The 18,937-nt window shown below is 59.8% G+C and carries 18 protein-coding genes; 2 read left to right on the top strand and 16 right to left on the bottom strand.

The window, feature by feature from the left end; all coding sequences use genetic code 11:
* Positions 1–2 precede the first annotated feature (2 nt).
* The 6 genes from PY308_RS00890 to PY308_RS00865 form a co-directional block, all read right to left on the bottom strand.
* A complete protein-coding gene (locus tag PY308_RS00890; protein ID WP_275786987.1) occupies positions 3–998 on the bottom strand; it encodes an ABC transporter ATP-binding protein in 996 nt (331 codons plus the stop codon).
* A complete protein-coding gene (locus PY308_RS00885; protein ID WP_275786984.1) occupies positions 991–2,085 on the bottom strand; it encodes an ABC transporter ATP-binding protein in 1,095 nt (364 codons plus the stop codon). The genes PY308_RS00890 and PY308_RS00885 overlap by 8 nt, the downstream gene beginning before the upstream one ends.
* Positions 2,086–2,087: 2 nt before the next feature.
* Positions 2,088–2,276, bottom strand: coding sequence for a hypothetical protein (locus tag PY308_RS00880; RefSeq protein ID WP_275786981.1), 189 nt, complete (start codon positions 2,274–2,276; stop codon positions 2,088–2,090).
* Positions 2,273–3,211 (bottom strand): carbohydrate ABC transporter permease, encoded by a 939-nt coding sequence (locus tag PY308_RS00875; protein WP_275786978.1) that lies wholly within the window; start codon positions 3,209–3,211, stop codon positions 2,273–2,275. Before PY308_RS00875 ends, PY308_RS00880 begins: the two co-directional genes overlap by 4 nt.
* Positions 3,208–4,155: a carbohydrate ABC transporter permease gene (locus PY308_RS00870; protein ID WP_275786973.1), complete on the bottom strand. Its 948-nt coding sequence runs from the start codon at positions 4,153–4,155 to the stop codon at positions 3,208–3,210. Before PY308_RS00870 ends, PY308_RS00875 begins: the two co-directional genes overlap by 4 nt.
* A gap of 102 nt (positions 4,156–4,257) precedes the next feature.
* Positions 4,258–5,568, bottom strand: coding sequence for an ABC transporter substrate-binding protein (locus PY308_RS00865; RefSeq protein WP_434064228.1), 1,311 nt, complete (start codon positions 5,566–5,568; stop codon positions 4,258–4,260).
* A gap of 318 nt (positions 5,569–5,886) precedes the next feature.
* On the opposite strand from PY308_RS00865, the gene PY308_RS00860 reads away from it, so the two are divergent.
* Complete coding sequence (locus PY308_RS00860; RefSeq protein WP_275786968.1) at positions 5,887–6,909, top strand: LacI family DNA-binding transcriptional regulator; 1,023 nt, start codon at positions 5,887–5,889, stop codon at positions 6,907–6,909.
* 16 nt (positions 6,910–6,925) lie between these two features.
* On the opposite strand, the gene PY308_RS00855 is transcribed toward PY308_RS00860, so the two are convergent.
* The 8 genes from PY308_RS00855 to PY308_RS00820 form a co-directional block, all read right to left on the bottom strand.
* Entirely contained in the window at positions 6,926–7,693 is a 768-nt protein-coding gene (locus PY308_RS00855) for a triose-phosphate isomerase (protein WP_275786965.1), read from the bottom strand.
* Positions 7,694–7,742: 49 nt separating this feature from the next.
* Positions 7,743–8,666: a sugar phosphate isomerase/epimerase family protein gene (locus tag PY308_RS00850; RefSeq protein ID WP_275786962.1), complete on the bottom strand. Its 924-nt coding sequence runs from the start codon at positions 8,664–8,666 to the stop codon at positions 7,743–7,745.
* Positions 8,667–8,731: 65 nt separating this feature from the next.
* Positions 8,732–9,427, bottom strand: coding sequence for an HAD-IA family hydrolase (locus PY308_RS00845; RefSeq protein WP_275786960.1), 696 nt, complete (start codon positions 9,425–9,427; stop codon positions 8,732–8,734).
* Between the two features lie 12 nt (positions 9,428–9,439).
* Entirely contained in the window at positions 9,440–10,852 is a 1,413-nt protein-coding gene (gene lpdA / locus PY308_RS00840; protein WP_275786957.1) for a dihydrolipoyl dehydrogenase, read from the bottom strand.
* 111 nt (positions 10,853–10,963) lie between these two features.
* Positions 10,964–12,286, bottom strand: coding sequence for an acetoin dehydrogenase dihydrolipoyllysine-residue acetyltransferase subunit (locus PY308_RS00835; protein WP_275786955.1), 1,323 nt, complete (start codon positions 12,284–12,286; stop codon positions 10,964–10,966).
* 17 nt (positions 12,287–12,303) lie between these two features.
* A complete protein-coding gene (locus PY308_RS00830) occupies positions 12,304–13,524 on the bottom strand; it encodes a transaldolase family protein (RefSeq protein ID WP_275786953.1) in 1,221 nt (406 codons plus the stop codon).
* 32 nt (positions 13,525–13,556) lie between these two features.
* Complete coding sequence (locus tag PY308_RS00825; RefSeq protein ID WP_275786951.1) at positions 13,557–14,561, bottom strand: alpha-ketoacid dehydrogenase subunit beta; 1,005 nt, start codon at positions 14,559–14,561, stop codon at positions 13,557–13,559.
* Positions 14,562–14,584: 23 nt separating this feature from the next.
* On the bottom strand, positions 14,585–15,571 hold the full coding sequence (locus tag PY308_RS00820; RefSeq protein ID WP_275786949.1) for a thiamine pyrophosphate-dependent dehydrogenase E1 component subunit alpha: 987 nt from the start codon (positions 15,569–15,571) through the stop codon (positions 14,585–14,587).
* A gap of 473 nt (positions 15,572–16,044) precedes the next feature.
* On the opposite strand from PY308_RS00820, the gene PY308_RS00815 reads away from it, so the two are divergent.
* Positions 16,045–16,956, top strand: a complete 912-nt coding sequence (locus PY308_RS00815) for a MurR/RpiR family transcriptional regulator (RefSeq protein ID WP_275786946.1) — start codon at positions 16,045–16,047, stop codon at positions 16,954–16,956.
* Positions 16,957–17,040: 84 nt separating this feature from the next.
* Here the strand turns inward: PY308_RS00815 and PY308_RS00810 are convergent, their stop codons facing one another.
* Positions 17,041–17,757, bottom strand: a complete 717-nt coding sequence (locus PY308_RS00810) for an HAD-IA family hydrolase (RefSeq protein ID WP_275786943.1) — start codon at positions 17,755–17,757, stop codon at positions 17,041–17,043.
* Positions 17,758–17,760: 3 nt separating this feature from the next.
* The gene (locus PY308_RS00805) at positions 17,761–18,642 is read right to left on the bottom strand and encodes a class II fructose-bisphosphate aldolase (protein ID WP_275786940.1); all 882 of its coding nucleotides are present in this window, start codon (positions 18,640–18,642) and stop codon (positions 17,761–17,763) included.
* Between the last annotated feature and the right edge of the window lie 295 nt (positions 18,643–18,937).

Raw genomic sequence — 18,937 nt, 5'->3', positions numbered from 1 at the left:
CCTTAAGCTAGCCGCATGCCGTCTGCATCGAAATAGAGCGGCTTTTTGGGTTGGATTTTTACGATATCGCCGTTGCGCAAGCGCGTATGGGCTGCCGTCACGGTGACAAGGTCGTGGTTTTTATAGGACAGATGCAGACGCGTCTGGTCGCCCAGATGTTCCACACGCCGGACGAAACTGTCCTCGCCCTGCCCTTGCGAAATATGCTCGGGCCGAAGGCCGATGGTCGAAGCGCCACGCGGAGCGGAAGCAAAAATATCTGCCGGCAGGAGGTTGATGCGCGGCTGGCCGAGCCGGGCGGCGGCATAGACGCTGACCGGGTTTTCATAGATGTCCCGCGGCGAACCGAACTGGACCAGCCTGCCCTGATGCAGGACGCCGACATGGGTTGCCATGGTCATGGCCTCGATCTGGTCATGGGTCACATAGAGCAGGGTGGCTCCGGAATTGGCCTGGATGCTCTTAAGTTCGATGCGCAGATCGGCCCTGAGCTTGGCATCCAGTGAACTCAACGGCTCGTCCATGAGATAGATCTGCGGATTACGAACCAGCGCCCGGCCGATGGAGACCCGTTGCATCTCCCCGCCGGAAAGAGCGGTCGCCCTATTGTCCAGCTTGTGGGATATCTGCAGGGTTTCCGCAATCGCGTTGACCTTCCGATTGATCTCGTCCGGCGGCGTGTTGAGGAGCGGCGATTTCAGCGGGAATTCCAGATTCTGCCGCACTGTCAGATGCGGGTAGAGAGAATATTGCTGGAAGACCATCGCGACATTCCGTTGCGCCGGCGTCAGCCCGTGCATTGGCTGGCCGCCAATGAAGATCTCGCCACTGTCAGGGTGATCGAGGCCCGACACCATGCGCAAGGTCGTCGTCTTGCCGGCACCTGTCGGTCCCAGCAGCACGACGAAGGAGCCGTTCGGCACCGTCATCGACATATTGGCGAGCGCGACATGCGAGCCGAATGTCTTGGTGACGCCTTCGAGCCGGATCTCAGCCATGATTCAGCACTCCCTCGTTCGCCACGGACAAAAGCGCCTGTCCGCGTTCCTCGAAGACGGTCAGCGTGCGACCGTCGAATTCCAGCCCGATTGTCTCCCCCGGATGGATGACATGCTCGGAGCCGGTGCGGACCTTGATGTCGCCATTCGGCGTCGTCAGCGTCACGATCTGGGTGGTGCCGAGGTATTCGGTGGCGATTACCCGGCCGCGAAACGTGGATGCGTCGGAGAACTCGATGTTTTCCGGGCGAACGCCGAGCGTCAGCTTGCCTGTCGCTCCCTGGCGCGACACCGGCACCTCGACCGTCTTGCCCGAAAGCTCGACCCTGTCGCCGCCAATGCCGATCATGCCTTCGAAATCGAGGAAATTCATGGGCGGCGAGCCGATGAACCTGGCGACGAACTTGGTCGCCGGCCAGTCGTAGATCTGCTGCGGCTTGCCGAACTGCTCGACGACGCCGTGGTTCATGACGACGATCTTGTCGCCCATCTGCATGGCTTCGAGCTGGTCGTGGGTCACATAGACCGTCGTCGCACCCATGCGATCGTGGAGCGCCCGCAGTTCCTCGGCCATATGCTCGCGAAACTCCGCATCGAGAGCGCCGAGCGGTTCGTCCATGAAGAAGGCCTTGGGACGCCGGACGATGGCGCGGCCGAGGGCGACACGCTGGCGGTCGCCTCCGGACAGGCCGCCGACGGGCTTGTCGAGAATATCCTCGATCCGGAGAATGCGGGCGATCTCTGCGACGCGGCTTTTCACCTCCGCCTTGGGAACACCTTGGGAGAGCAGCGGATAGGAGATGTTGCGGCGCACATTCATATGCGGATAGAGCGCGAACATCTGAAAGACGAAGGCGATGTCGCGCTGGCTGGCCGGCTTCATGCCGACCTCCTCGCCATCGATGTAGATCTCGCCGCTCGTGGGCAGTTCGAGCCCGGCCATCATGCGCAGCGTCGTGGTCTTGCCGCAGCCGGAAGGCCCAAGCAGCATGAAGAACTCGCCGTCCTCGATCGTGAACGTGGAGGACTGGACCGCCGTGAAGCTTCCGAATTCCTTGCGCACGTTTTCAATTCTGATTTGCGCCATGATCACTCCGGAAAGTGGCTTACGATGATGAACATCACGGTCCCGATCAGGGTGACGATGAACGAATAGGAAAACAGGAAGACCGCGAAGGGCTGCATCAGCATGACGACGCCGGCTGCAATCAGGAAGGAAGCGACAAGCTCCCACTGGCTGCGCCGGAAGCGGCGCAATCCGTCGAGAAACGCGTTCATTTGCGCACCGCCCCAAAGGTAATGCCACGCAGCAGATGCTTGCGCAGGACGATGGTGAAGACCATCACGGGCACGAGGAACAGTGTCGCCCCCGCGGCGACCGCCGGCCAGTCCTGACCCGAAACGCCGATGATGGTGGGGATGAAGGGTGGTGCGGTCTGCGCCGTGCCGGACGTCAGGAGAACGGCAAAGGCATATTCGTTCCAGGCGAAGATCAGGCAGAAGATCGCCGTCGAGGCGATGCCGGTGGCGGCCTGCGGCAGCACGACCTTGTAGAAGGCCTGGAACCGCGTGTAGCCGTCGATCAGCGCCGCCTCTTCATATTCGACCGGGATTTCGTCGATGAAACCCTTCAGAAGCCAGACGGAAAGCGACAGGTTGACCGCCGTGTAGAGCAGGATCATGCCGGCATGGGTATCGCTCAAACCCAGCTGGCGGAACATCAGGAAGATCGGGATTGCGACGGCAATCGGCGGCATCATGCGCGTGGAAAGAATGAAGAACAGAAGATCGTCCTTCAACGGCACCTTGAAGCGCGAGAAGGCATAGGCCGCGGCCGTTCCGAGAACGATGCAGAGCACTGTCGAGCCGAAGCCGATGATCACGGAATTGGTGAAGCGTTCGCCAAAGCGTGACGGCCCGGCGATCACAAGCCCGTCCTTGCGGACAAGCCGCTCGTACCAGGTGGTGGGTTCTCCCATCTCCGCAAGGGTTTCAGGGGAAACGCGGGTGCGGGTGGTGAACAGGTTGACATAGCCTTCCAGCGTCGGTTCGAAGACGATTTTCGGCGGATAGGCGATCGCGTCCGACGGTGATTTGAAGCCGGTCGTGATGATCCACAGAAGTGGCATGATCGTCACCACCGCATAGAACACCACCAGGATTGCCGCGAAAAATTTCTGGCGGGCGGACGGCTCGGTAACGGAATAGCTCATCGCTGTTTGACCTTGTTGAGAGCTTTCACATAGATCGACGCAAGACCGAAGACGGTGACGAAGAGGATAACCGCATAGGCCGAGGCATAGCCCGTGCGCCATTTCTCGAAAGCTTCCCGCTTGAGGTTGATCGAGGTGAGTTCGGTGGTCGAGCCCGGACCGCCGCCCGTAAGTTGCACGACAAGGTCGAACATCTTGAAGTTCTCGATGCCGCGGAACAGGATCGCCAGCATCAGGAAAGGCAGGACCATCGGGATGGTAATCGTCCAGAACTGACGCCATTTGCTGGCGCGGTCGCATTCCGCCGCTTCGTAGATGCTGTCGGGAATGGAGCGCAACCCGGCAAGGCAGATCAGCATGACAAAGGGCGTCCACATCCAGGTATCGACGATGACGATCGCCCAGGGCGCCAGATTGACGCTGCCGATCATGGAAAAGCTGGAGGGATCGAAGCCGGTCAGGAAGCTCACGGCATAATTGAACAGGCCGATCTGCGGCTGGTAGAGAAAGGTCCAGAAGTTGCCGACGACGGCGGGGCTCAGCATCATGGGCAATACGATGATCGTGGTCCACAGATCGTTGCCGCGAAACTTCTTGTTGATGAGATAGGCCAGCGAAAAGCCGATCAGCACCTGCAGCACGATCGTCCAGATCAGGAAATGCGCGGTCGCCTGCATGGTCAGCCAGATGTCGCCATCGGTCAGGATGCGCCGGTAGTTCTGTAGGCCGACGAAGTCGATTTCGGCATTGGGCCGGTTGACGCGGAAATTGGTAAAGCTCAGCCGCACCGTCCAGATCAGCGGGAAGATGTTGACCGCCAGAAGCAGGATGATCGACGGCGCCACGAACAGCCAGGCGATCGACCGATCGGACAATCCCCGGATGCGGCGGGCGACCGCTGGCGGCGTCGCCCGCGCTGCGCGATCCATCGGTGTATCGGACATGATACGCCCTCTTCAGAAATGTGGGATGATTGGCAGGGCCGCATGGGCGGCCCTGCTGCTTGTTCCGCTCAGGTCAAGCTGCGGCTCAGGCCAAGCTGCGGCTCAATACTTGTCTTCGTCGGTGAAGACGTCGGTCCAGTCCTTGACAAGGCCGTCCAGCGCTTCCTTCGATGTTCCCTGACCAGCAATCACATAGTCATGGAAACGCTTCTGCGATGCCTGCAGCAGCGAGGCATAGGAGGGCTCGGCCCAGAAGTCCTTCACGATCGCCATGGAATCGAGGAAGGTCTGTGCATAGGGCTGGCTGGTCGCGAAACCGGGATCCTCAACCACGGCACGGAGTGCCGAATAACCGCCGAGGCTCCACCATTTGGCCTGGATATCGGGCTGGGCGAACCACTTGATATAGTCGAGCGCCGCCTCCTGCTTTTCGGAGGAAGAAACGACCGAAATGCCCTGGCCGCCGAGCTGGGCAAATTGCTTGCCGCCGGGGCCAGCCGGATTTGCAAAATAGCCGGACTTGTCGCCGCCGACCTTCGCATCCGCGTTGATGCCCGGCCAGATGAAGGCGAAATTCATCTGAAGCGCCACCTGCCCGGACTTATAGGCGTCGATATTCTCCGACATATAGGCGTCGGACGATCCGGGAGGGGCGCAGCAATCATAGAGCGCCTTGTAGAATTCAAGACCGGCAACGGCCTCCGGCGAGTTCACGAAGCCTTCCAGCTCATAAGGCTTGTCGGGATTGTCATACTGAAAGCCGAAGCTGTAGAGCACGTCCATCGCGCCCATAGTGATGCCTTCCGAGCCGCGCTCGGTATAGATCGCCGCCCCATAGACGGTGGTCCCATCGATCTTGCGGTTCTGGAAGAACTCGGCGACGTCCTTCAACTCGGCAAAGGTTTTCGGAACGGCGAGGTCACGACCGTATTTGGTCTTGAACTCGGCCTGAAGCTCGGGCCGCGAGAACCAGTCCTTGCGGTAGGTCCAGCCGACGACGTCGCCAAAGGCCGGCAGCGCCCAGTAGTTCGGGGTGTTCTTCGGCCATTCGGAATATCCGGTCACGGTGGCCGGGATGAAGTCGGCCATCTTGATGCCTTCCTTGTCGAAGAAGTCATTCAGCTTCACATACTGGCCGTTTTCGGCAGCCCCACCGATCCACTGGCTGTCGCCGATCATCAGGTCGCAGAGCTTGCCGCCCGAATTCAACTCGTTGAGCATGCGGTCTGCGAAGTTCGGCCACGGCACGAATTCGAATTTCATCGTGTGGCCCGACTTGGTCTCGAAATCCTTGCTGAGCTCGACCAGCGCGTTTGCCGGGTCCCAGGCGGCCCAGCATAATGTCAGATCGTCGGCGCGGGCGGATGTCGCGCCCATTGCGCTTGCGCCCATGAGGGCCGCGACGGCGACCATGGTATTCAGGCACTTCGACTGCATGTAATTACCTCCCTCTGTGTTCTCCAACCTCCATCGGAAAACGAACATGCCCTGGCAGGGCAAAAAGGGCAGGCTGACGTTGCGGACTGCCGCATCCTCCTCGCCCTTGCAAACACCAATTCCCTCCACCGGCACTTTGCCGGACCCACAGCAATTGTTGTCGGATCCTTCATAATTGAGGTGCGCACCTCAATGCAAGTAAATTTTGAGGTGCGCACCTCAATTTGTTGCTTTTTTTTTGTTTCTGTATGAGAACTGCGACGGAAGCGATTTGAAACAGGGACGACGGTGCCGATGCGGCCCACCACGAAGGATCTTGCCGAAGCGGCCGGTGTCAGTCTTGCGACCGTCGACAGGGTCTTGAACGACCGCGCCAATGTCAGCAAAAAAACCTATCGCCTCGTTAACGAAGCCATTGAAAAAATAGGGTTTTTTAAGAATCCCGCGGCCGTCAACCTGGCCCGCAACAAGACCTACCGCTTTCGCTTCGTGCTGCCGACCGCGGGCGATCAGTATCTGCAGGAACTGCTACAGCGGGTTGAGGAGGCGAAGGACGCCCTGCAATCCGACCTGACTGCCGTCGAAGCCGTGCGGATCCCGATCGGCGATCCGCATTCCGTCGCAAAATATCTGTCTGCGATCGATGCCAATACAATGGACGGCGTTGCGATCATGGCGCCGGAATCGCCGCAGGTCCGGGATGCAATGGCGCGGTTGCTGGAGCGTGGCATCAAGGTCGTGCAGTTTCTATCCGGGCAGGAAAAGCTCGAAAACACCGATTTCGTCGGCATCGACAATTTTGCGGCAGGTGCCACGGCCGGCAAGATCATCGGCCGCTTCCTGCGCGGAGAGGCTGGCAGGATCATGGTCGTCGCTGAAACCATGATGGCGCAGGACAGCATCGAGCGACGGTTGGGCTTCGACAGCATCATCAACAGCCAGTTTCCTCACCTCAAGAGCCTGCCGTCGCTGGAGACCTACGGCGACGAAAAACGCGCCCGGACGATCATTCAAAGGACTCTCGAAAACAATGTCGACATCACCGCCGCCTACGTCCTGAGCGCCGAGGCCCGCGTCCCGATCGCCGCCATCGGGCAAAACGGCGATCTCGCCAGACTGACCGTCGTCGTGCACGAGCGCACGCCGTTTACCGAAGATGCTCTACGCAAAGAGCAGATCGACGCAATCATTGCGCAAGACCCGGGGCATGCGGTTCGCAGCGCATTGCGTATTATGCGCGCCCGAACAGACTTGCGCGAGCCGCTGGCCTCCCAGGAAAAAATCCGCATCGAGGTTTTGCTGAAGGAAAACCTCTGAGGCATGTTGGCGGATCTTAAACCACTGCGGCGACCCGTTGCAAAATGTCGATATACCCTTCAACTGTCCAGGCGGCGCGGCCGATAAACAGGCCATCGATGGCCGGCTGGCTGATGAGTTCGGCGCAATTCTGCGGATTGACGCTGCCGCCATAGAGAATGGGGACGGTCCGTCCAAGACAGGTGTTGGCAACAGCGGCGATCCTTTCATGTCTTGCGTTGGCATAGTCCATCGTTGCGGGAATACCGTTGACGCCGATGGCCCAGACCGGCTCATAGGCAATCAGGATTGCCGCCGTCTTCTCCGCATCTTCAAGCTGCGACAGGGCGCTCTCGACCTGGCGACGCAAGACTTCATCGGCTTGACCGGCTTCCCGCTGGGCCAGCGTTTCGCCGATACAGACCAGCGGTATCAAGCCGTGGCGAACGGCCGCTGCCGTTTTCAGGCCGACTGACGTATCGGTCTCGTTGAAGAACTCGCGTCGCTCGCTATGGCCAATTTCCACCAGATCGAGATTGCAGTCCTTGAGCATGGCCGGCGAAATCTCGCCTGTCCAGGGACCGCCATCGTCCCAGTGCATGTTCTGCGCACCCACCTTGACGCTGGTGCCGGCCAGCCGCTCCTTCACCTGACGCATGGCCGTGAACGGCGGAATGATGAAACGCTGGACACGAGGATGGCTCTCCGCGTCAGCGGCCGCCAGCCCGTCGGCAAAGGCGAGCGCCTCGGCCAGCGTCTTGTTCATCTTCCAGCTTGTCCCGACCCAGAATGTCGACGTGGTCATGTCATTCTCCTCCCGGCGGCAGGGCCACCATTCTGCCTTTCAAGCATCTCTACCGATTGAAACCCGTGTCGATATGCGGTTCCCAGTAGGCGACGGATTCGCGGATCATCTCGACGACGTTGCTATCGGTCGGTTCCCGCTCCCGGAACGACAGTTCCATGCAGATTTCATTATCCGTGCCGCCGGCATCCTCTACGGTCCGTATGATTTTTTCCGGCTGAATGCGGCCATCCTTGTTGTGCTCGGCCGTGAACGGCCAGTGGCCGCCCTTGTTCATCGACGACTGCTTGACATGGATGATCGGCGATTCCTGCGGAAAAGCAGCGGCCCAGGCATAGGGGTCGATATCGTCAGGATTGCTCGAGGTGACGTCACCGTGATCGATGTCGACGATCATCTTGAACGGCAGGGACAGTTTGGCAGCAGCAAGACGCTTGTCGAAGGACCGGCATTCGGCGATCGTGTGGCCGAATTCACGCCCGACCGACATCGGCTCCCAGAACAGGTAGGAGAGGCCCGCCGCTTTTGCATGTTCGGCCACCTCGCGCCAGCAGTCGATCACGATCTCGATCAACGCTTCCCGACGGACCGGGTCGTCATAGTCCTTTTGCGTGAAGACGGCGAATTGGGTGCCCATACCGTACGCCCCGAGTTCGCCTGAAATATCGGCCAGTGTGCGAAACCAGTCGAGATAATAGCGGCGGACATCGGCGTCCGGATGGCCGAAATGATTGAGGCGCCCATAGGTGCTGGTCATGACGGATGTAACCCTCACGCCGGTCCGGTCCATCGCCCTTGTAAACTGCCGAACGCGCTTGGTGAGGACGGAGGCCGGCCAGGACGGATTGATGAATTCCGGCGTGAGCTGGATGTGGCCGATCCGGATACGCTCGGCCAGTGTGTCGACGAGGTCATCGACATCGGCGAACCGGTTGACCAGCGGATTTGTGTTCAGCGACAATCTGAGCGCCATGGTGATCCTCCTCGAATCATGACGCGGGCGGCCTTAGGCCGGGGTACCGCGTCTCTCATTCCTGACTATGATGCATGTGCCTTTGCGATGCCCGAGACGGCTTCCGGAACATCGGCGAACCGATCGATCAGGGCATCGGGCAGCAAGGCGGCAAGTGGTGTCTTGGCGTAGCCATAGCTCAGCGCGATCACCGGCACCCCTGCAGCCTTGGCCGTTGCGATATCGACTTCGGAATCCCCCACAAACATGATGAGGCCGCCACCGCCGGCTTGCCTTGCCGTTTCCAACAGATGCCGTGGATCCGGCTTTCCGACGCCAAACGTATCCGGCCCGGCAATGACCGGGAAAAAATGCGCGAGCCCGAGGTCGCGCAGGATCGACTTGGCGTAAAGCTCCATCTTGTTGGTACAGACCGCAAGTCGCCAGCCGTCGCCGGCAAGAAAGGCAAGCGTCTGTTCGACACCTGGATAGGCTCGTGTTTCCTGTGAAAGGCGCCGGGAATACAACTCGGTGAAGCGCTTGATTGCCCTCTTGCCCTGCTCATCCTCCCATTCGACCGCGCGCAGGGCAAATGCGCCTCGGACCAGATTGGGAATGCCATGGCCAATGAGTTTCCGCGTCGCCGAGACGCCGATAACCTCCAGGCCCATTTCTATCATGAGGCAGTCGAGAGAGCCCGCGAGATCCGGCACGCTATCCACAAGCGTTCCATCCAGATCGAAAACGATCGTACCCTTGTGTTCACTAAAAATCCCGGTCATCTCCTGGTTTCCTTACGCATGGATCGCGCGCCCTTCGGAGGCGAGAACCGCTTCATGAAGGGCTTCCGACAGCGTCGGATGCGGGAAAACCGTCGCAGCGAGCTGCTCGCGGGTGGCGCCCATCGCCATGGCGAGGGAAAAAACCGGGATGAGTTCACTGGCGTTCGGGCCGAGCATGTGCGCGCCGATGACCTGCAGGCTTTGCGCGTCAAACAGGACCTTGACCATGCCGTCTGTTTCGCCCAGCGTCACAGCCTTGCCATTGCCCCGCAAGCTGAAACGGCCGATCTCGAACGCACGCTTTGTTGCAACGGCTTCCTCCTCCGTCAGCCCGATGGACGCCAGCTGCGGATTGGCGAACACGCAGGACGGAACCGGTCCAAGAGCCGTGTGGCCGGCATGTCCGACGATGCCCTCGGCGCAGATGACACCTTCATGTTCAGCCTTGTGGGCCAGCATCGGCGGGCCGGCGACATCGCCGATCGCATAGATGCCCGGAACAGTTGTGCGCCCCTGAGACGATGTGCGGATCGTACCGTTCGACAGTTCGACGCCGAGACGCTCCAGTCCCAACCCCTCGATATTGGCAACGACCCCCACCGCGGAAAGCAGCTTTTCGGTATCGAGCATCCGCATCTCGCCATCCGCCAGCGTGATCCTGACGGCTAGACCGGATCCATCGGTCGGCGCGGCGGAAACGGTCGCACCGCAAAGAATGTCTATACCCTTTTTCTTCAATGCCTTGGCCATCAGGTCGGCGATCTCGGCATCCTCCAGCGGCAGGATGCGCGGCCTACGCTCGACCAGCGTCACCTTCGTTCCGAGCTCGGCATAGAAGGCCGCAAATTCGACGCCGATGGCGCCTGCGCCGACGATTAAGAGGGACGCAGGGAGCGCCGTCGCCGTCATGGCGTGGTAATAGGACCAGATCCGCTCGCCGTCCGGCGTCAAGCCCGGCAAGCTACGTTCACGCGCGCCGGTGGCCAGAATGATATGGGCTGCCTCATAGTCGCCCGGTGGCAGCGCGCCTTTTGGCCCATCACCGGAGGAAGCCTTGACCCGGACAAGGCCAAGATCCACGATTTCAGCGTCGCCCCAGATCGTATCGATCTTGTTTTTGCGCAAGAGAAACTGCACGCCGGCGTTCAACTGTCCGGCAACGCCGCGCGAACGCTCGACCATCCTGGACAGGCTGGGTTGAGGCTCGGCCACGTCTATGCCAAAGCGCGAAGCGGTGCGCAAGGCATGCAGGATTTCGGCCGACTGCAACAGCGATTTCGTCGGGATACATCCCCAGTTCAGGCAGATTCCGCCCAGATGACGGCGCTCGACCACCGCCGTGCGCAGGCCGAGCTGGGCGGCACGGATGGCGGCGACATAGCCGCCGGGACCTGCGCCGATGACGATGAGATCATAAGCTGGCATCGGCCTGTCCTTTCAAGCAGCAAAGTGAATACGCATTGACGCTTTGCCTCCCGTCAACCGCACTGCGCGCCCTTGGGAGCGTGCAGTGCGGCCGGGAGGTGAAGCGACGGATCAACCGGCGCTTCGAACGGTTTCCGCCACGAGACGCCCGACCAGCGAAGCGGCTTCAAGCTGTGGCAGATGTCCCACATTTGGCAGACGGTACAGGCCGACATGGGACGGCACGGAATCGGACTGCTCCGAAGGGACGATCTTGTCTTCCCGCCCGACGATGGCTCGCACGGGTCCGCCGAAGCGCAACAAGGCGTCGCGGATGGAGAAAAGCTGCGTATTGCCGGAGAAGACACCGGCAGCAAGCCGTGCCTGATTGCCCAGCATCGCCGTTCCCTCGCGCGCCGCAAGCGTTGCCCGGACCAGGACACCCGGCAGCGAAGCCGGATCATGGACCAGGAGTTCGAGCCAGACCTTCAGCGCCGCCTCGCTTGTCGAGGCGAGGAAACCGGCGATGTAGTCGCCATTGATCCTCGGGCCAAGCCCGGCGGGAGACAGAAGCGACAAGGACCGAACCTGGAGATCTCCGCCACCTGCGATGCTGGCGGCGACGGCCGCGCCGAGCGAGTGACCGACCAAGTGCACCCGGTCGATCCCTTCGGCGACAAGCGACGCATGCACGACTGCGGTCAGGCTTTCGAAATCGGCAACGACCGAGGATGCCGCGGCACCGTGACCTGGAAGATCAAGAGCAAGAATAGGGTTCGTCAGGCCGAGATGCGCAACGAAAGGTTTCCATGCGGAAAGTTCGCCGCCGAAACCATGGATCAACACGACCGGATCGCCCGTTCCTGATTGAAGCGTGCGCACGGGCAAAGCGCCGCCTGATGCGCGAACCGCGCTGCCGCTGAACGGCAGAACGGATGACGGGCCGGACCTGCTGCGCTGAAAAGCCTCGACATCGCGCTTGACCACGGCGCCGCGAGGGCCAGTGCCGGTGATCTGTGCAATATCGACCCCGGCGCTGCCGGCAAGCCGACGCGCCAGGGGAGACGAGCCACCGGTGCCGGTCTTCAGCCAGACGGTCTCGGTCTCACGGCCGGTTTCCACCGGCGTCGCCGCATCGCTTTCTGCAGCCTTGCTGACAATCTCCTGCGCATCCTCACCGGCAAAGCCGGCGGCGGCTGTGCTTTCCAGTACCTCGCCCTCTTCGCCGACCATGATGATCGGTTCGAGAACAATGGCCATATCGCCAACCTTATAGCGTACCTCCAGAACGGTACCGGTTTCGAAGGCTTCCACCTCGAACACGGCCTTTTCGGATTCAACCTCGGCGACGATATCGCCTTTCTTGACCTTGTCGCCGAGCTTGATGTTCAGCGCTGTAATCTTGCCTTCGGTCAGGTCCTGCCCGACCTGCGGCATAAGAATGGGACGTGCCATGACGTTTGCTCTCTTTCTCAAGCCACTCGGCGCCGGACGGACTCAACCGACTGGGCGACGAAATCGACGGTCTTGCGGGTCGCGGCGGCGAATTCGCCGGCCGTGGTGGCGAAGGCTCCGAACTGGGAAAATTCCTCCGGCCGCATGCCGTCGAATTCATATGCCTGCCGGAAATAGGGAATGCGCAAAAGCTTCTCGATGGTTTCAGCCGGCGCATCCTCATCGATGGCGCGCGGATCGAAATCGGGCAGACGATCTTCGGCCTGCATGAGCTGGGCGATATAGCCGGGTGGGCAGGTATAGACGAAGTCACCGCCTGCCAGTTTGGAAATATGCCAGCTGGAAGCCGTGCCACCCGGCCCCGTATCGGAGACGCGCATGGAACATTGCAGCATCTTGCTGGGGTGACCGCGCTCCTTGCCGTACCGGTAGGCACGCTTGAGAACGGCGAGTTCGCCAAGCAGAATCTCTTCAGGCGAAAGCACGATGCCGCGTGCGTCGGCTTGCGCCTTCAGATCACCGACATTGCCGAGCCTTGCCGACATATGTGTGATGACCGATCGCCATTTCGACAGATCGACACCATTGGCCTTTGCGCGCTCCAGACCGCGGGAAACCGCGTCCATGCAGGCGACATATTGCGGCACCGTGAAGGACGTCGTGTTGTTGGTCGAGATACCGCGGGCCGTCAGTTCCTCAATGACCTCGTAACCTTCCTTCGAACCCGGAATCTTGACCATGACGTTCGGGGCGATATCGGCAAGCTGCAGACCCTGTTCGAGCATGCGCGCCCGGTCGGTGACGAAACGCGGATCGACCTGGCCCGAGACGAGACCGTATTTCCCGCCGGAAATATCATAGACCTTGCGGATCATAGCGGCGCCACGGCGAACCACGTCGAGATAAATGGTCCAGTAGATGTGCTCGATATCGTCCGAGCCACTTTCGGTCGCAAGCTTGCGGATTTCCTCGGCCCAGAAGGCGGGATCGGCCTGGATCGCCTGCAGGCACAGCGGCGGATTGGTGGTCACGCCGCGAAAACCCATCTCACCGGTCGCCGACACGTGATCGGCATCGAAGAGGCGCGTCAGCTGCGCCTCCCAATCGGCACGCTTTTCCGCCGGTGCATCCTTGAGAACGGATGCTTTCCACCCCGGATAGATCAAGGGGGACGAATCCCACCAGATTTCACATTCCGGATTCGTGGCGGCCAGTTTTTCCAAAACATTCATAGACATCGTCGTTTCCTGTCCTGTCCAAAGATCGGTGATCATTCGGCGGCGAGCGCGAAAGGCTTGGCATGCAACGTACGGCGGGCAGCGACGACGATGTCGTCGACCTGCGGCACGCTGGCCTTTTCGAGCTCGAGATTGAACGGAACGGGGATGTTGAGACCGGCGACGATCTCGATCGGGGCATCGAGATCATAGAAGGCTTCCGCCTGGATGATCGAGGCGATGTCAGAGGCGACGCCGCCGCGGCGCACAGCCTCCTGCGCGATGACGACCCGGTTGGTCTTGGCGACCGAGGTAAGGATCATCGCCTTGTCGAGCGGCACCAGGGTACGCGGATCGAGCACTTCGGCGTCGATGCCCTCTTCGGCGAGCTTCGCTGCCGCTTCGAGGGCACGCGGGATCATGTTCGACCAGGCGATGATCGTCACGTCCTTGCCCGGACGCTTGATATCGCCCTTGCCGAACTCGATGATATGTTCACCATCGGGTACCATGCCCTTGGTCATGTAAAGATGCTTGTGCTCGAGGAACATCACCGGATCCTGCTGACGCAAGGCGTATTTCAGCAGGCCCTTGGCATCGGCGGGAACCGACGGCATGACGACCTGAAGACCCGGAATGTGGTAGAACAGGGCCTCGAGGCTCTGCGAATGCTGCGCCGCCACCCCGCCACCCGTTCCGCCCTGGGTGCGCATCACGAAAGGCACGCGTCCATCGCCGCCGGTCATCAGGCGAAACTTCGCCGCCTGGTTGACGAGCATGTCCATGCCGAGCATGGCAAAATCGACATAGAGGATTTCAACGATCGGACGAGCGCCGGCAATCGCGGCACCCACACCGACGCCGATCATGCCGGCTTCGGCGATCGGCGTATCACGGACACGCTTGGGACCGTACTTGTCGAGCAGCCCTTCCGTCACCTTGTAGGAACCGCCGCGCTCGGCGATGCCTTCACCGATGATGAACACCGAGCTGTCGCGTTCCATTTCCTCGTCGATCGCCTCGCGAAGGGCGTCACGGTACATAAGTTCTCTGGCCATTTTCGTTCTCTCTCCCCGGAAGCTCAATAAGCAGCAGCGAATTCGCGGAATTCCGCGATCGTCACTTCACCGCTCGCCTTGGAAAACTCGACCGCGGCCTCGAATTCCTGCCGGATCTCATTCTCGATCGCATCGATTTCGGACTGGTCGATACCGGACATCTCCGTCAGCGCAGCGCGCGCGCGATCGACCGGGTCCCGTTCCTTGTAGTAGGCAAGGCGGTCGGCCGGCATGTACTTGCCGGGATCGTTCACGTGGTGGCCCATATGGCGATAGGTCTTGGCTTCGATGAGGATCGGCCCCTCGCCGCGCCGGCATTTTTCGACGGCATCCTTCGTCATGTTGTAGACGGCGAGTGAATCATTGCCATCGACTTGATAGCTCTCCACGCCGATGGCGAGGCCACGCTTGTAGAGATCGACCTCGCGGGTCGATTCCTCGATCTTGGTGGAAACCGCATACTGGTTGTTCTCGACGACCAGGACGAAAGCGAGATTCCAGATCGCCGCCAGATTGAGCGATTCCATGAAGGTGCCGTTGTTCGACGCTCCATCCGTGGTGAAGGTGACAGTCACGGCATCGGAGCCTTTGACCTGCGAGGCAAGCGCCGCGCCGACACCCAGCGGGGTACCCGCGCCGACGATGCCGTTGGCACCGAGATTGCCGGCTTTGATGTCGGCAATGTGCATGGATCCGCCGTAACCACGGCAATAGCCAGTGTCCTTCTGCAGGAGTTCGGCAACCATCTTGTTGATGCTGGCGCCCCAGGCAATGCAGTGACCATGGCCGCGGTGGGTCGACGCAATATAGTCGCCATCCTTCAGCGCGGCACAGACGCCGGTCGCAATCCCTTCCTGCCCCAGATAGGGATGGAAGTACCCGCGGATCAGGCCCTGACGGTAAAGCTTGATCCCCTCTGTTTCGAAGACACGGATTTTATAGGCCGTCCTGAAAAGTTTCTCCAGGAGCTCCCGTGATGGGGCATTGGCGTTGCTGGATTGGGCTGACATGGATGCTTCCCTCCCGAATTGGTCCATTGTTTCCTCGTGACAATGTATCTAGCACCCCTCAATAACCCTGTCGAGAAAATTTTCTCCCTAATGATGGAATCGCTGCAAATGGCCATTTCCGTCGAGAGCTATCTTTATAATCAAACTATCTAACTGATTTTAAAACGTTAAAATATTCAATCCGCACAGAGGAAAATTCATTCTGCACGGGAGCAGGTAACCAAATTCCCGTAAGTACGTTGTAAAATTTGTCGATCAGAAAATTTCTTTCAAGATGGATGGACGATGCCAAGCCGAATTTTCTCCATAGGCTGCGCGCGCACGCAAAGCGTCGCAAGCCCTTATGGCACCTGCTTTTTCAGTGGAGAGAAAAGCTGGAACACTCGGGTGAAACTTTTATTCTTCTGTCGGGAATGCTAGAGAAGGGAAGTCTGCCGCGCTGGCAGCGCCACTCGCAGAAACGGACATCGTGCATGACTGAGCCTCGCCAGCTTTCGGACCTTCAGCAAAGCGATCTTCTCGAACGCATCCAGGAACGTTACGGTACGCTGCGCAAGTCCGAACGGATCGTCGCCGATTTCCTTCGCGACAATGCCAGCAAGAGGCTTGATTCCTCGATCACCGAGCTCGGCCGCACTCTGGGGGTCAGCGAAGCCACGATCAGCCGCGTCAGCCGCGCGCTTGGTTATGAGGGCTATCCCGACATGAAGCTGTCGCTGGCCGAAGGTGCCCGAAGCCGCCGCTCCTTCGTCAATATTCCCCTGGAAATCGAGGACAGTGATTCCCTGATCAGCACCAGCGGCAAGCTCGCCTCGCTGCTGATTTCAGGTATCGAGGGCACGCATCGCATGCTGGACGCGCAGCGGCTCGACCTTGCAGTAGACGCGTTGCACAAAGCGCGTAAAATCGTTTTCGTTGGCGTCGGCGGTGCTGCGTCCATCTGCGACGAGGCAGCCCATCTCTTTATGAAGGCCGGCTTCGACGCCACAAGCTATCGGGATGGTTACACACAGACAATCGTCGCCGCAACGCTCCAGCCCGATGACGTGATGGTCGGCATCTCGCACACCGGCACAACTGAAACGGTCACAGACGCGCTGCTTCTCGCCCGGGAACGGTCGGCAACAACGATCGCCATTACCAGCAACGCAAATTCAGAGGTTGCAAAAGCGTCCAATGTGTCCCTGATAACCTGGGGTGCCAGCCAGCAGCTCGTGCCGTTGCATGGGGATTTTCTGGAAGGCCGGATCAGCCAGCTGTTCCTGATCGATCTTCTCTATGTCGGCACATTGTTCCGGACCGGAGAGAAGACGGCGCAAAGCCTGCGCACGACAGGCGCCGCCCTTGAAAAACGCTACCGCCATCGCAACAACGACGAAGCCTGATCCTGCAGATGGCTCCGATGCCGCATGAAACCTGAAGGACGATCCGATAATCCATAGGGGTTTTCGGATCGTCGCGTTTGCTGCTCAGAGTGTTGAAGCCGTCATTTCCACGATCGCCCGGCAGGCCGGAATATCGATGCCTGCATCAAGGTCTGAAACGATCCTGTCCGCCAGGGTAAAATCCTCCTCGGCGGTATAGGACGATATCGTGACGACGCAGCGCATGCCCGCGGCCTTGGCGGCCCTCAGCCCGTTATTGCTATCCTCAATGACCATGCATGCGGAAGGGGTGAGCCCAAGCGTCGTTGCCGCCAGCGTGTAAATGTCTGGCGCGGGCTTCTTGGCCGCCACCACATCTCCGGCAAAGACGGTGATCTTGGCAGATCGCTGCGGCCCGAGCATCACGTCGACGACGGCCTGCACCGCCTTCTCGTTCGATGTGGAACAGACAGCGAGCGCAATACCGGCGTCGATAGCCTCATCGACGATCCGGCGAACACCGGGACGCAACGGCAGCGCACCGGTGCTGATCAGCGTCATGAAGATATCCGTCTTCAGGAGATGGATCCTGGAAATCAGCGCATCGTGGTCGGGATAGTTCTGTGGCCATCCGGTTTCATCGAAATGCCGCCGCATCCGCTCCTTGCCGCCTGCGGTCAAAAGCAGCGCGCCGTAGCGCTCGACATCCCAGACGCAATCGATACCCAACTGCGCAAAAGCCTGGTTGAACGCAACCCGGTGGCCGTCACGCTCCGTGTCGACGAGCACCCCGTCGCAGTCGAAGATCAGTGCCTGCATCATCGCTCAGCCCGCCGTGCCGGCAGCATGCGCGGCCTTGCCCTGGGAGCCGAAAGCGGTGATCATGTCGCAGACATCCTTTTTCATCGCATCATACTGGCCGATGATGAAGGGCAGCGGCTCCTCAAGCTTCGGCTTCTCCTGTCGCACACCGACAAATCCCTCGATGAAACGGATCTTGTGCATCGTCGAAATATTCACCTTGGCGCAACCGGCAGCGATACAGCGGTCGAACTGGTCTTGGCTGAGACCGGTGCCGCCATGCAGCGCGATGGGTATGGAAACCGCAGCCGTGATCTTCTCGAGCAGCGCATAGGCGATCTTCGGCTGACCTTTGTAGACACCATGCGCCGTGCCGATGGCTGGCGCAAAGACCGCAAGATTCGGCATGTTCTTCACGAATTCGAGGCATTCGCCGTAGTCGGCGAGAATGGCGGAATCCTCGGCGACGAACTTGTCGTCCTCAACGCCGCCGATGGCACCGATTTCGGCTTCAAGCCCGACGCCGGCCGATTCGGTCAGCCGGTAAATGGCTTCCGAGCGATCCCGGTTCTCGGCAAAGGGCAGAGACGAACCGTCGAACATCACAGATGTCCAGCCGGCATCAATGCAACGCTTGATGACCTCTTCGTCCGTGCAGTGATCGAGATGAAGCGCGACCGGAATGTCCGCATCTTCCGCCATCATCCGGACCCACGTGGCGATTGGCTTGAAGCCCCAGTGCCGGATGGTCTTCACCGAGACCTGAACGATAATCGGAGCGTTCATGCCGGCAGCGCCTTCCACGATGGAACGCGCGCTGTTGTAGTCGATCATGTTGAAGGCGGCGATGCCGTAGCCGCCGGCCTGCGCCCGCTTGAGCATCGGCCCCATCGATACGAATGCCATGTTCCTGCCCATCCTGTGCGTTTTTGTTGTCAAAGCCGTCGTCAGGCGAACCCCGCCCGAAACGTCGCGGGCCAACGACACCCTGCAACAAGTGATACCAAACGCAGACTTTTTGTAAATAATTTTCTTTTTCGCGACCCCTATAAATATTCAATTATTTCAACTCGTATTACCGAATAATCGAAAATTTGTCAGAAAATGAACTTTGGAAGGCTCCTTGTATCGAGCAGAATTCAGCACTCATGAAAATTATTTATTTCTACCATCGGCGAAACCCATGCAAAAGAACGCCCGG

It is taken from the genome of Pararhizobium gei (assembly GCF_029223885.1).
Taxonomy (GTDB): domain Bacteria; phylum Pseudomonadota; class Alphaproteobacteria; order Rhizobiales; family Rhizobiaceae; genus Pararhizobium; species Pararhizobium gei.
Note: the sequence above shows the minus strand (reverse complement) of the source record. Positions and strands in the feature narration are given on the sequence as shown.